The organism is Shewanella algidipiscicola (genome assembly GCF_003605125.1).
Classification (GTDB): domain Bacteria; phylum Pseudomonadota; class Gammaproteobacteria; order Enterobacterales; family Shewanellaceae; genus Shewanella; species Shewanella algidipiscicola.
Genome location: NZ_QPQT01000009.1, coordinates 201197 through 214887, shown reverse-complemented (window position 1 = coordinate 214887; position 13691 = coordinate 201197). Strand labels below are relative to the sequence as shown.

Below are 13691 nucleotides of genomic sequence, written 5' to 3'. Positions count from 1 at the left end.
CTCCCCAGTTGCCATTTTGACGAGTTTTCTCATTTATGATGCCTATCATGGGCGGCATAGGAGTAATCTGCAAATAATGGTGCTATGTTATTGATTAACTATGGGTGGCTAACTGCTTGCTCATTTAGGAGTAATCTGCAAATAATGGTGCTATGTTATTGATTGACTATGGGTGGCTAACTGCTTGCATTGCTAACTGCTTGCATTAGTTCATGCCCATGCTGGGCGTACACAAACCCATCCAAGCGACCGCATTCTGCGGCGCTTGATGGGGGCGTTATATTTATAGTCATGTCTGGAGTTCAAAATGGCATTACCAGCATTAGATGTATCAGAAAATAAGAACAACTCGCCTCACGTGGTCATCTTGGGGGCAGGAGCAAGCTTTGCTGCTTTTCCTAACGGTGACAAAAATGGTCGAAAGTTGCCTTTGATGTACAACCTTGTGGAAGTTTTAGGGATCGGTTATCTCTTTGAGAAACACGGCGTAAAATATGATGGTGACAACTTTGAGGCTGTTTACGACCAATTATCTAAATCAGGTCAGCATGAAGAGCTCGTTCAAGAAATTGAGACTGCTGTTGAAGAGTATTTCCGTGATATGGAACTACCTGATGAACCGACTATTTACGATTACTTAATCCTTAGCCACAGACCTAAAGATATTATAGCTACATTTAACTGGGACCCTTTCTTAGCTCAAGCTTATCAACGAAATATGAGAGCTGTTGGTTTTGAAAATATGCCTAGAATAGTTTTCTTACATGGCAGCGTTTCTATTGGTGCTTGTATGCCATGTAAGACCAAGGGCTGGGTTTATAATCGCTGTGATTCTTGCGGAAAGCAGTTTACACCTTCAAAGCTCTTGTACCCAGTTAGTGACAAAAACTATAGTGCAGCCCCCTTACTATTTGGTGAGTGGGATGAGCTACAACGTCACGTAAAACACGCTTATTTTGTAACTGTATTTGGTTACAGTGCGCCTGTAACCGATGCTGAAGCTAGAAAGTTGTTATTAGATGTATGGCAAGAAAACCAAGTTAAAGACTTTGCTTTAATCGAGGTCATCGATATCAAAAGCTCCGAAGAAGTTAAGGCTAGTTGGGCTGACTTTATCGTCAGAGAAAACTATGCAATTTACAATGACTTTTTTAATAGCTATGCGGCAGTTCACCCCCGTAGAAGCTGTGATGCTTATGCCATGGCAACTCTTCAACAAAGCCCTTGGCAAGACAATCCTTTTGTTAAAGGACAAACGTTAAAAGAGCTTCAAGAGTGGACCCTTAACTTAGTGGAAGAAGAGCAGGGTGTTCTATCAAGTAAAGGTGTTACAAAATAAATATAACAAATAAGGATAGGCCGCGCGCAGCCGCGTCCTTATCCCAAGTGTTGAACAAGCCCGAGCTTACTGGAAGTGATACCTTTATATAGTAAATAGCGGCGCGAGAGTTCACGCTGGTTTAGGTCGGGGAGCTTAATTTACACTTTTGGCTAGCCGTAACTATCCCTTAGCAACGCTAGCTAATTAATTAACTTCACTATATCAGTGCCTTAATCACCTCCTTTAAGTCCATCTCTTTCGGTCTATTAAGTCTGTATTCTTGAACTTACCCGCTTAAACAGCGGCGTTAGGCAGTGTTGCTTAGCGGTGTTTTTAAGCTTGTCGGTCGTGCATGCTTATTCTCATGTACTCCCATAAACTTCATTGGCTGTTGGCAGCAGGGACAAGGCCGTATTGCTGCGGTGTGCTTTGTATCCTCTACTATAGGAAATACCGCACCAGCGACAGCGAGCAGCAGCTGTATCTGTATCTGTTGCCTGAGCTTGCTGCAACTCCCTCTCAACAGTCCATAATCTCTGACCCGCCGTAACCCTTTGGGCAAAACATGCTGAAGCACTAACCATAGGAACTCTATCGCGGGTAAGGTACGCACTTTATTGGTTTGAGTTTGGCTGTCTAGATACTCGAAGCTGACGTGCCCATTGATATTACTGATGATATGGTAAGCCCCTAGAACAGTAGACACTTCATAGAGTTATAATGAACCAAAAAATATGAGGTGTCACATGCGCGCAGCCGCGTCCTTATCCCAAGTGTTGAACAAGCCCAAGCTTGCTGGAAGTGATACCTTATATAGTAAATAGCGGCGCGAGAGTTCACGCTGGTTGAGGTCGGGATCTTAAATGACACTTTAGGCTAGCCGAACCTCAACTCGTCGTGGAATACTTGAAAGCTAACCATGCCAAAATGCCTAGAACAGCTTTTCGTTATGCGTTAGAGTGCCTAGATAAGCAGGCCCAGCGAGTGCTGATGTCACTGTGAAAATTGGCTTAGCAAGGCGTTAAATTGACATAGGAATGTTATTGTAATGGAAGTGAATACACTGGTGCTGTTTGTCATTGCAGCGCTCTCTATTAATCTGATCCCTGGCCCTGATGTTATCTACATTGTAACAAACACAATGAAAGGAAAAATGCATTCGGGTATTAAAGCTTCGTTGGGGTTGGGCGTAGGTTATTTGCTCCACACGTTAGCCGCGATTTTAGGGCTTTCTGCGTTAATTTTGAGTTCAGCATTTTTGTTTGCGGTAATAAAGTATTTAGGTGCTATCTACTTGCTTTATCTCGGTGTTCAATCGCTTATTCATTGTTATAAAAATGAATCTAAACTTTGCGTTGAACAAACGAATAGCAAGCAGAGTCATGTTTTCAAGCAGGGTGTGATCGTTAGCGTATTAAACCCTAAGGTTGCGATGTTCTTTCTTGCTTTTTTACCGCAGTTTATTGATCCTACCTCACCCAACGCCACGAGTGAATTGCTCACTTTAGGCTTATTATTTAGTGTGTTGGCAACATGCTGTAATCTGTTTTATGCCTGTTTAGGCGGTATATTGTTGAGTAGCTCAACATCACAAAAATACTCAAGAGTGCTTGAGGGAGTATCTGGAACCATCTTAATTGGTTTAAGTGTCAAGATAGCCTCAAGCGATAATAAATAGTCGATTTCGCAATGATTTTAAATGGTGCGACAGCAATTGGCTAGGCTTCGCGCCTATCATGTTAGCCAACCTTTTTTGTCCGCCTAAGCGGGATGATTATCTTGGAGAAATCGATGGAAGTTATAGTCGTTGAACAACATGTTTCTGAATACCCCAACCCTATCTATTTGAAACAAGGGGATAGAGTAAGTCTTGGCCATATGGATGATGAATTCCCTAATTGGATGCTGGTAACCACAAGTTCGGGTGTGCAAGGGTGGGCGCCGATTCAATATATTGAACCGTCGGATTGTGGCGCGTTTGGTCATTTGCTCAATGATTATGATGCATTGGAACTTAATACCGTGTTAGGTGAAAAACTGTCAGTACTTTTTGAGCTTAATTGTTGGTATCGAGTCTCAAGGGCCACTGGCGAGATAGGGTGGGTTCCTGTACAAACAGTACAAGGCACAGAGCAAGTTGAACAGGAAGAATAAACCGTTGCTTTGCAGTGCTGTCATATTATCCTGCCTATTTGATCTCGTCACGCTTGCCCATTCATTATCCATATCACGATTACTTTCCTTAAATGATAGCGAGATATCGATGTTACTTTGTTGAGGGGCAAACGGGGGAGGTGCGTGAGCTGATATGCAGCGAATTACTGCTGGTGATGCAGATAAAAAAATGGCCAGTATTGCTACTGACCATAGTGTGGTTATGACTTATCGATAAGCGTTACTTAGCGGGTTGCGCTGCACTTGGGCGACGCGTACGGCGACGACTCGGGGCGTTGCCGTCTCTGTGCTCGCTCTTACCTTGGTATGGGCTCTTGTTGTGGCTTTGGCTTTCGGTGCTTGGTTTATCGGCACTGCCACTGCGACGCTTACTTTGGCCGTCACGGTTGCCTTGTGGCTTATCATCATTGCGGTTGTGACCACCGCTATTACGCGCTGGGCGACTGGCATTTGGCTTAGCATTACGCGGGCCACGGTTTTGTCCATGACGCTTAGGTGTTAAGTCTGTTTCAGGGAGCTTATGAGTCGACTCAAAGCCTGCCACTTCGGTGCGTGGCAGGGTTTTACCTATTAAGCGCTCGATATCGGCAAGTAATTTGCTCTCTTCACTACTCACCAGTGAAATTGCTTTACCTGCGGCGCCGGCGCGACCAGTGCGGCCGATACGATGTACGTAATCCTCTGGCACGTTCGGCAAGTCAAAGTTGACCACTTGTGGTAGTTGATCGATATCGAGGCCACGAGCGGCAATATCGGTCGCAACCAATACGCGGACTTCACCACTTTTAAAGTTAGCCAGCGCCTTGGTGCGCGCGCCTTGGCTCTTATTACCATGAATGGCCGCAGCAGTGATGCCTTTGGCATCTAAGCTCTTAGCGAGGCGGTTAGCTCCATGCTTGGTGCGGCTAAAGACCAATACTTGTTGCCAATCGTGTTGCTTGATTAATTGCACCAGTGCAGCCGATTTTTGCGTCTTGTCTACTGGGCAAATTAACTGCTCTACCGTATTGGCTGTGGTGTTACGTGGCGTTACCGAGATTTCGACCGGATTGTTAACCAAGCCTTTGGCTAGGGTGCGGATCTCATCGGAGAAGGTGGCCGAAAACATCAGATTTTGACGCTTGGCGGGGAGTACGGCCAAGATTTTTTTGATGTCGTGGATAAAGCCCATATCCAGCATGCGGTCGGCTTCATCGAGCACTAGCACTTCCAGTTGACTAAAGCTAACGGCGCGTTGGTTATAGAGGTCGAGTAAACGCCCTGGGGTGGCCACTAAAATATCGACGCCACGATTAATTTGGCTGATTTGCGGGCCGATGCCGACGCCGCCAAATACTACGGCGCTACGCAGGGGTAAATATTTGCCGTAAGTGGTGACGCTTTCTGCTATCTGTGCAGCCAGCTCCCGAGTTGGGGTTAACACCAGTGCGCGCACTTGTTTGGCGCGAGCACGTTCTCCTTTGCTTAGCAATTCGAGCAGTGGCAGGGTAAAGCCTGCGGTTTTGCCCGTGCCGGTTTGTGCCGCCGCCATTACATCCTTACCTTCTAACACGGCTGGAATCGCCTGGGCTTGAATTGGAGAGGGTGTTTCATAACCTTTATTGGCTACAGCTTTTAAGATAGGGGCGGATAAACCTAGGGAGGTAAAACTCATAGATGGGTCTCTTGGGGCTGCATGGGCAGCAAAATTCAGGTGCCAGGTACGCTGGCGGGCGTGCATCTTACAGGATTTACTGAAAAATCGCTAATTATTCGCTAAAACATGGCGAGTAAATGTGCAGGCATGGGAGCCATGGGCTATCAATGGCTGGGTGGAAGTATAGCGTTTAAGTGGTACGTAAGACACCTTGTGTGGTTAAGGGGGGATTAAGGCACCTGTAATATCGAACGTCGGCTGTAGATGACTAGGCCGTTAGACGATATATTTAGCTGGGCTTAGCGTCGCTAAAAACGAGGGTGAATATGTCATTAAGCTCAATCTTAATAATGGCTTATACTTTAACGCACCTGATGTTAGCGCTTTTTTGGTTATTAAAATTGACCCCTTATTTAAATTGATTAGTATTATTCACTCGCCCATGATTGAGTTTTGTGCAAAGGAGACTACAATAGCCGCCTTTCGGGCAAAACCCATCGCGGGCCTCGCCCAACCGGTGGTAGATATTTAGACACTCGAAGATCTATGCCTTTACTTATGTTAGGACTGAATCATGTTAAAAGATAAAAAGTATGCCCTTCGTGTTGTTGAAACCGAAAAAGGCTGGAGTGCACAAGTCACTCGTCGTATGACTGCGCGTAAAACCGTGGTTTCTAAGTCAAAAGCTGGCTTTGCAACCGAAGCGGAAGCGACAGAGTGGGGCAATGGCGCCCTGCAACAGATCGTTGAAAACCTAATGGTACGCAATCAGCGCCGCGCTAAGCAGCGTGAAGAGCGTACAGAAGCGTTAGCGGCAAAAGAAGCGGCAGCGCAAGAGTGGCGTGACGCGCACCCAGATGCCGATGAAGATGACGACGAGATCTATATTAAGCAAGATTAAACCTTGTTGTTATTGATGAATCGCCCAAAAAGCCAGCCAAAAGTGCTGGCTTTTTTGATCTAGCTCAATTTTTGTGAAGCGCCTAACAATTACGCACGTCGCTGTTTATTAAGCCCCCATTGCCTGCGATACTTCACGGATTGGCAATATACGCCGTTACCCTCGCCTCAATGTCGTCGGAGCCCCATGGACAAAAGCTTAGAAAAAGTGCTTTCCCGTTGGTTGAAACAGCAAAAATCAGCCTGTGGCATCTACCTTAACCTCACTGTGTTGTTTGGCGTATTGACGGGCTTAGCCTTAGTGGCACAAGCCTATCTGCTGGCCACCATGTTACATGGCATGATCATCGAATCGCAGCCCAAAACCGATTTTATCAACCATTTTTATCTCCTCATCGGCATCATAGCGCTTAGGGCATTATTGGCCTATGGCCGCGAGCGCATTAGCTTTAAAGCGGGCTGTTTGCTGCGTGGGCAGATCCGTAAAGCGGTGCTGGATAAGTTAACCCAACTGGGACCCGTGTTTATAAAAGGTAAGCCTGCGGGTAGCTGGGCCAGCATTGTATTGGAGCAGGTTGAAGATCTGCATGACTTTTACGCCAAATACCTGCCACAGATGCTGCTGGCGGGCTTTATTCCGCTGACCATTTTAGCGGTGGTGTTTCCGATAAACTGGGCCGCGGGCATCATCTTGCTGGCAACGGCCCCGTTAATTCCGCTATTTATGATCTTAGTGGGCATGGGCGCTGCCGATGCCAACCGTAAAAACTTCACCGCCTTGTCGCGTTTAAGTGGCCACTTTATGGACCGCCTTAAAGGCATGAGTACCATTAAGCTGTTCTATCGCGGCGATTGTGAGATCAAAGCGATTGAAACCGCCTCTGAAGAGTTTCGCAGTCGCACTATGGCGGTGCTGCGCATGGCCTTTTTAAGCTCCGCCGTGCTGGAGTTTTTCGCTGCTGTGTCGATTGCGGTATTGGCGGTGTATTTTGGTTTTAGCTTTCTTGACCATCTCGATTTTGGGCATTATGGCGCTGGGCTCACCCTGTTTACCGGTTTATTTGTGCTGATTTTGGCCCCCGAGTTTTATCAACCGCTGCGGGACATGGGTACGCATTATCATGCTAAGGCGCAGGCCATCGGCGCGGCAGAAGCGTTAATGGCCTTGCTTAATCATCCCGAGAGTGGCTGTGGCGATAACAATAGTTGCGATAGCAATATTGGCGGCAATCAGGGGGTGCCGTTTGCCTCTAATCAGCCGCTGAGTCTGGTGCTGCAAGATGTGACCGTGCGTAGCCTCGATGGCCAAGTGTTAGCCGGACCGCTGAGTGTGACGTTATTGGCTGGGCAACGTATGGCGTTGGTGGGGCCTAGCGGGGCAGGCAAAAGCAGTTTACTCAATATGTTGCTCGGCTTTTTACCCTATGAAGGGTCGGTGTTGGTCAATGGCATCGAGCTGAATACACTCGACAGAGTCAGCTATCGCCGCCATTTGGCATGGCTGGGACAAGAGCCGCAGCTGTTTCATGGCACGGTGCGCGATAACGTGGCGATGAGCAACATAGAGATGAGCGACGCCAGCGTACTGGCGCTTTTGGAAAAGGCGCAGGTGAGAGAGTTTGTCGACGCGCAGCCGCTCGGGTTAGCCCATCCCATAGGGGAGCAAAGTGCCGGGGTATCGGTGGGGCAAGCTCAACGCTTGTGCCTTGCTCGCGCGCTGGGGCAAGAGGCGCAGCTTTTGTTACTTGATGAGCCTACTGCCAGCTTAGACAGCCACAGTGAGCAAGCGGTATTAGCGGCACTGGATGAGGCGATGGCAGGCGCGAGCGCCTTGATGGTGACTCATCGTCTAGATTCTCTGCAGCAGATGGACAAGATAGTGGTGTTAGACAAGGGACGCATTGTGCAGCAGGGCGATTATCAGACCTTGGTGAGCCAGCGGGGGCTATTTCGGGAGCTGTGCCATGAGCAGGCTTTAAGCGAGGCATTGTCATGAAACGTAAAGGAATAAGCCAACTGTTGCCGTTTTTAAGGCTGTTTAAACGCCAATGGCTGATGATGGGCGTTGGACTGTTGTTAAGTATCACCACCTTGATGGCTGGCATTGGCTTGTTATCGCTGTCGGGCTGGTTTCTCTCGGCCACGGCGGTTGCAGGACTCACGGTGGCGACCGCGCAGGCGTTTAACTATTTTTCCCCCGCAGGTGGCGTGCGCTTTTTATCCATCGCCCGCACCGCGAGTCGCTACGGTGAGCGCCTTGCCACCCATGAGGCCACCTTTAAATTATTGACCGAGCTTAGGTGCTGGGCATGGCGCAAGTTGATGCCGCTGAGCGCGAGCGATCTTCAGGCGGTGCGCGGTGGCGATCTGCTGAATCGTTTAGTGTCAGACATCGATACGCTGGATCATCTCTATTTACGCTTAATCACTCCCATGACCGCCTCGCTGTTGATGATTGGTGCCCTATACCTGTTTTTGGGCTGGTTTGATGCCACCTTAGCGCTAACCCTGTGCGGCGTGTTATTGGCTTTATGGTGTTTATTGCCGTTGATCTTTTATGCATTAGGCCATCGCCCAGGCATCGCCCAGCTTGAGGCAAAACGCGACTTTAGAGTATTAATGCTCGAATATGTGCAGGGCCAGGCCGAGTTAACCCTATTTGGCGCGCTACCACGGTTTCGCGCCGAGCTTGATAGGGCGCAGACAAAGTTGTTTGCCAGCCAAGCGGCGATGGCCAATGTCACTGCGCTGAGCCAAGCGGCGTTGGTCTTGTGTCATGGGCTGGCCGTGGTACTGCTGCTATATATGGCGGCCGATGGGGTGGGTGAACATCTGCCGCCGGGGCCCATGCTGGCGTTGGTGGTGTTTATGACACTGGCTTGTATCGAGATGTTGATGCCGCTAGCGGGAGCGTTTCAGCACCTGTCTGCGTGTGTGATGGCCGCCGAGCGAGTCAATGAGGTGGCGCTGCAATCGCCTAGCATCATCTTCGATGAGCAGGCAGAGCATAGAGTCAGCCACGGCGCGTTAAGCTTGCAGCAGGTCGATTTTGCCTATACGGCAGATAGGCCCGTGCTCAAAGGGGTCGATTTAACCCTGCAGGCTGGCGACAAGGTGGCGCTGCTTGGGCAAACCGGTTGTGGCAAGTCGAGTTTGTTGTCATTAATCACTCGTCAGTGGCAGCCGCAAGCGGGCAGTATCATGCTCGATGGGGTGCCTATTTCAGCCTACAGCGAAAAACACCTGCGCCAAGGCATGACAGTGGTGAGCCAGCGTATCTACCTGTTTGCCGGAACCCTGCGCGATAACTTAACCTTAGCGCAACTCGATACGCAAACGGAGAGCCAGACACAAGGCTTAAGCCGTGCAGCCCGGCAGGAGGCGCAGGCGGCCAATGATAAGCTGCTCGTTGAGGTGCTCAATAAAGTGGGCTTAAGTACTTTAACTCAAGGTGATAAGCCACTGGATACTTGGATTGGTGAAGGTGGGCGACAGTTGTCGGGAGGGGAGCAGCGCCGTATTGGGGTTGCCAGAGCGCTATTGCGTGATGCGCCGTTATTGCTGCTCGATGAGCCTACCGAAGGGTTAGATCAACGCACCGAACGTGAGATCTTGGCGCTGTTATTTGAATTTGCTCAAGATAAAACCTTGTTGATGATAAGCCACCGCCTAACTGCGATGGCGCAGATGGACTGTATTCATCTGATGGAAAATGGGGCGATCCGTCAAAGTGGTAGCCATCAAATGCTGCTGCAACAGGATGAATACTATGCCAGCTTACAACGGCGCTTAGTGTAAATTAGGCTTGCTTAAGCCGGCGATGAGCCGTTAAGCAGACAGTAAAAAGCCAGTTGCATTGCAACTGGCTTTTTATTTATCGTCGCCGACACCTTAGGATATCGGCTTACTTGTTATTTGCCTACTTACGCTATGGGATGCGCTAATGGCATTAGTCATCACTATCGCCCAGAGATAATAGGGTCGCATTGCCACCGATGGCGGTGATGTTATTGGTGCGGGTCTTTTCGGTCACAAAACGGGTTAAGTAGTGTGGACCACCGGCTTTAGGGCCTGTGCCCGACAGGCCTTGTCCGCCGAAAGGCTGCACGCCAACGACAGCGCCAATTTGGTTGCGATTGATATAGACATTACCCACATTAACCTTGTCGGCTAAGGCGAGGGCATGGCTTTCGTTACGGCTATGGATCCCTAGGGTAAGACCAAATCCGGTTGAATTGATCTCATCAATAACCTTAGGTAAATCAGCAGCCTTGTAGCGGATCACATGCAGGATAGGCCCAAAGTGCTCTTTTTCTAACACTTTAATCGAGTCTATTTCTACCGCGATCGGCGCCACAAAGTGGCCATTTTCGGTGCCAGTTGGTAACTCAAGTTGGTTAATCAAACGGCCTACTTGCTTGATGTGATCGATATGGGCATTAAGGTTGGCCTTGGCGGTCGCATCGATCACCGGCCCGACATCTGTCTTCACCGAGTTGGGATCGCCAATGGTTAACTCATTCATCGCCCCTTTGAGCACATCAATAACGCGATCGGCGATATCTTCTTGTAAAAACAGCACTCGCAGCGCCGAGCAGCGTTGTCCGGCACTGGTAAAGGAAGATGACACCACATCATTAACCACTTGCTCTGGCTGCGAGGTTGAGTCCACTACCATGGCATTTTGGCCGCCAGTTTCGGCGATTAGCGGAATGATAGCCCCTTCGCGCTGGGCTAAGGTTAGGTTGATGCGCTTGGCCGTGACGGTTGAGCCAGTGAAGCAGACGCCCCCTATGCGCTCATCGGCGGTGATGGTCGCCCCAACGCTAGCACCCGTGCCGGGGAGGAACTGTAACACCTCTTTGGGGATCCCCGCTTGATGAGCCAGCTGCACCGCGCGGTAGCCGATAATTGAGGTTTGTTCGGCAGGCTTAGCCACCACAGTGTTACCCGCAGCAAGCGCGGCGGCAACTTGACCTAAGAAGATGGCTAGGGGGAAGTTCCAAGGGCTGATACACACAAAGACGCCGCGACCTTGCAAGAACAGCTCATTGAGCTCACCCGTTGGGCCGGGAAGCAGTTCAGGCTTGGCCATCATCTTCTTGGCTTGCACCGCGTAGTAGCGACAGAAATCGACCGCTTCGCGCACTTCATCGATACCGTCTTGAATACTCTTACCCGCTTCACGGGTACATAAGACAATCAACTCTTCGCGGTGTTCTTCTAATAGATCCGCTAGCTTTTGTAGCGCGTTGGCGCGCACTTCAACGGGCGTTGCACACCATGAGCCAAAGGCGCCATGGGCACTGGCGAGCGCATGTTCTATGGCGTGGCTGTCGGCAAAGGCGACGCTACCGACCACCTGAGTGGTGTCATAGGGGCTGAGCACTTCTATGGTGTCACCCGTTAGGGTGTCGCCATTGACCAGCGGGCCCGCGCTCCAGCGCGTGTCTTTAAAGGTGTCTAGCGCCGCGAAAAACGGCTCAGATTCCGAGATGATATTCATATTGAGTCCCTTAGAGTTTTTACGTTCGGCGCCAAAAATATCGGCTGGCTGAACAATTTTATTATTGGCTAGGGTGTTGTAGCTTTGTAGGGTCGTCAAAGGATGGACAACCAAAGAGTCGATGGGGGTTTTAGGGTCTACCAGTTTATGCACAAACGAGGTATTGGCGCCATTTTCTAGCAGTCGACGCACCAAGTAAGGCAGCAGATCTTTGTGGGCACCAACGGGCGCATAGATACGCACTGTGCTCACGCCAGCTTCGGCCAGCAAGGTGTCATACAACTCTTCGCCCATGCCGTGCAGACGTTGAAACTCATACTGGCGATCGCCCGCCATATCGGCAATGGCCGCGACGGTTTGCGCATTGTGGCTGGCAAACTGCGGATAGATGGCGCCGCGAGTGGCATCAGACAACAGGTAGCGGGCGCAGGCAAGGTAAGATACATCGGTACCTGCCTTACGGGTGTAGAGCGGGTAACCGCCTTCACCAGCCATTTGTGCCCATTTTAGCTCGCTGTCCCAGTAAGCCCCTTTCACTAAACGGAGCGGGATCTCATCGCCTTGCTCTTTCGATAGGCGTGTTAGCCAGCACAATACCGGCAGGGCGCGTTTAGAGTAGGCTTGCACGACTATGCCTAACAGGCCCCAGCCTTTGGCTGCGTCTGAGTTATACAGCTTTTGGAATAGCTTGAGCGACAGTTCTAAGCGATCGGCTTCTTCGGCATCGATAGAGACGCCAATATTGAGGGCGCGCGCTTGCTTGATTAATTTGATAACTGTGTCGTATAGCTCGGTGAGTGTGCGATCTTCGTTAGCGACTTCATAGCGAGGATGCAGCGCTGACAACTTAATCGAGATGGTTGGGCGCGGCGCTTGGCTTTCATCGTACTCTTGCTCGCCCAAGGCGGCGATAGCGCTGGAATAATCGTCGAAGTATTTTTGCGCATCTTTCATGGTGAGCGCCGCTTCGCCGAGCATGTCGTAGCTGTGGGTATATCCTAGCTTACGCTTATCGACACTGTTTTTTAGGGCTTCTTTAACGGTGCGCCCCAATACAAATTGCTTACCCATGATCTTCATCGCTGCCAGCATGGCTTGGCGGATCACAGGTTCGCCTAGGCGGTTAACTAAACGGTTGAGTAGGCTACTGGGCTTACCATCAATCTCTTTATCTAGGTTGACAATTTTACCGGTTAGCATCAATCCCCATGTCGAGGCATTGACTAAGGTGGAGCCACTCTTATTGAGGTGTTCGTCCCATTTGGCCCCTGAGAGCTTGTCTTCAATCAGTGCATCGGCGGTCTCGGCATCGGGTATGCGTAGCAAGGCCTCGGCTAGGCACATCAAGATAATGCCTTCTTGAGTTTCTAAGCTATATTGCTGCAAGAAGGCATCGATACCGACCATCAGGCCTTTTTTATCGTATTGACGTACCTTGCTGACTAAATCGTGCGCACGTTGGGTGACTCGCTGGATCTCTGCTTCACTCGAAGGCACCAATTGGATCAGCTCTGAGAGGTATTGTTCTTCATCGACAATATAGTTGTGGGTGATCGCTTCAAAAAGCTCATCTAGGGTAGCTGAGTCATAACGACCAGTCAGAACTTCACTTGCTTTGAACATAGTAGTAACTTCCACCTGGACCTACATTAGGGACAGTTTTGGCTTGAACAAAAGGTCAGTTTAAAAGGCGTTTAGTATTATTTTTGTATACAACCTGGCGCCTTAGCGCGCCGATTATACATTCAAAATGTGACGAGGAACACCATTGTGAAAACTTATGTGATCCTTGTTTGAAATGATGTGAATGTAAGGTGTCATATGCCCGCTTTATAAAGGGTAAGGCTCGTAGCTGATAATTGCATGGTGTTTGAAATTGACTGTAAATAACCTGTTAAACCAGGTCGGTTTTGCCAAGAAGCAGCTAATCTCTACACAGCCTTTAACCATGCGTCCGCTGCAATATCTGTTTGCTCGTTTTAGCGCAGTTTGGTTGGCATAGCCTATGGAGTGTATTTATCAGATCAGGGTTGAGCATCGATTGGCCGAGCGGGTTCATGGGGTTGAGATGGCAGTAAAACGATTGAGTCCGGCTATCAATAAAGCGTGATGCATAAAAAAGCCAGCACCTTAAGTGCTGGCTTGTATGCTAA

Annotated in this window: 8 protein-coding genes and 1 pseudogene; 6 read left to right on the top strand and 3 right to left on the bottom strand. The window is 49.4% G+C overall.

The genetic code is table 11. The features are described from left to right. Positions 1–307: 307 nt before the first annotated feature. Positions 308–1339 carry a hypothetical protein gene (locus DVO77_RS12025; RefSeq protein WP_119978497.1) on the top strand — a complete coding sequence of 344 codons (1032 nt, stop codon included), beginning with the start codon at positions 308–310 and terminating at the stop codon, positions 1337–1339. A gap of 289 nt (positions 1340–1628) precedes the next feature. On the opposite strand, the pseudogene DVO77_RS12020 reads toward DVO77_RS12025, so the two are convergent. Then, positions 1629–2018, bottom strand: a pseudogene (locus DVO77_RS12020) (transposase); the annotation flags it as partial. Between the two features lie 351 nt (positions 2019–2369). On the opposite strand from DVO77_RS12020, the gene DVO77_RS12010 reads away from it, so the two are divergent. Further along, positions 2370–2999, top strand: coding sequence for a LysE family translocator (locus tag DVO77_RS12010; RefSeq protein ID WP_119978496.1), 630 nt, complete (start codon positions 2370–2372; stop codon positions 2997–2999). Between the two features lie 113 nt (positions 3000–3112). Then, on the top strand, positions 3113–3475 hold the full coding sequence (locus DVO77_RS12005) for an SH3 domain-containing protein (protein WP_110455908.1): 363 nt from the start codon (positions 3113–3115) through the stop codon (positions 3473–3475). Between the two features lie 241 nt (positions 3476–3716). On the opposite strand, the gene DVO77_RS12000 is transcribed toward DVO77_RS12005, so the two are convergent. Beyond that, positions 3717–5150, bottom strand: a complete 1434-nt coding sequence (locus DVO77_RS12000) for a DEAD/DEAH box helicase (protein WP_119978495.1) — start codon at positions 5148–5150, stop codon at positions 3717–3719. Positions 5151–5706: 556 nt separating this feature from the next. Here DVO77_RS12000 and DVO77_RS11995 point away from each other — a divergent pair. The 3 genes from DVO77_RS11995 (at position 5707) to cydC (ending at position 9830) form a co-directional block, all read left to right on the top strand. Continuing rightward, positions 5707–6033, top strand: coding sequence for a DUF3622 domain-containing protein (locus DVO77_RS11995; RefSeq protein ID WP_110455910.1), 327 nt, complete (start codon positions 5707–5709; stop codon positions 6031–6033). 186 nt (positions 6034–6219) lie between these two features. Next, positions 6220–8028, top strand: a complete 1809-nt coding sequence (gene cydD, locus DVO77_RS11990) for a heme ABC transporter permease/ATP-binding protein CydD (RefSeq protein ID WP_119978494.1) — start codon at positions 6220–6222, stop codon at positions 8026–8028. A gap of 11 nt (positions 8029–8039) precedes the next feature. Continuing rightward, positions 8040–9830 carry a heme ABC transporter ATP-binding protein/permease CydC gene (cydC, locus tag DVO77_RS11985; RefSeq protein WP_119978504.1) on the top strand — a complete coding sequence of 597 codons (1791 nt, stop codon included), beginning with the start codon at positions 8040–8042 and terminating at the stop codon, positions 9828–9830. 151 nt (positions 9831–9981) lie between these two features. Here the strand turns inward: cydC and putA are convergent, their stop codons facing one another. Then, the gene (gene putA, locus DVO77_RS11980) at positions 9982–13161 is read right to left on the bottom strand and encodes a bifunctional proline dehydrogenase/L-glutamate gamma-semialdehyde dehydrogenase PutA (RefSeq protein ID WP_119978493.1); all 3180 of its coding nucleotides are present in this window, start codon (positions 13159–13161) and stop codon (positions 9982–9984) included. Between the last annotated feature and the right edge of the window lie 530 nt (positions 13162–13691).

What these genes read in the sequence shown, in the direction of transcription:
- DVO77_RS12000 (WP_119978495.1), bottom strand. Translation starts at nt 5,150, where the DNA reads ATGAGTTTTACCTCCCTAGGTTTATCCGCCCCTATCTTAAAAGCTGTA.
- DVO77_RS11995 (WP_110455910.1), top strand. Translation starts at nt 5,707, where the DNA reads ATGTTAAAAGATAAAAAGTATGCCCTTCGTGTTGTTGAAACCGAAAAA.
- cydD (WP_119978494.1), top strand. Translation starts at nt 6,220, where the DNA reads ATGGACAAAAGCTTAGAAAAAGTGCTTTCCCGTTGGTTGAAACAGCAA.
- DVO77_RS12005 (WP_110455908.1), top strand. Translation starts at nt 3,113, where the DNA reads ATGGAAGTTATAGTCGTTGAACAACATGTTTCTGAATACCCCAACCCT.
- putA (WP_119978493.1), bottom strand. Translation starts at nt 13,161, where the DNA reads ATGTTCAAAGCAAGTGAAGTTCTGACTGGTCGTTATGACTCAGCTACC.
- DVO77_RS12025 (WP_119978497.1), top strand. Translation starts at nt 308, where the DNA reads ATGGCATTACCAGCATTAGATGTATCAGAAAATAAGAACAACTCGCCT.
- DVO77_RS12010 (WP_119978496.1), top strand. Translation starts at nt 2,370, where the DNA reads ATGGAAGTGAATACACTGGTGCTGTTTGTCATTGCAGCGCTCTCTATT.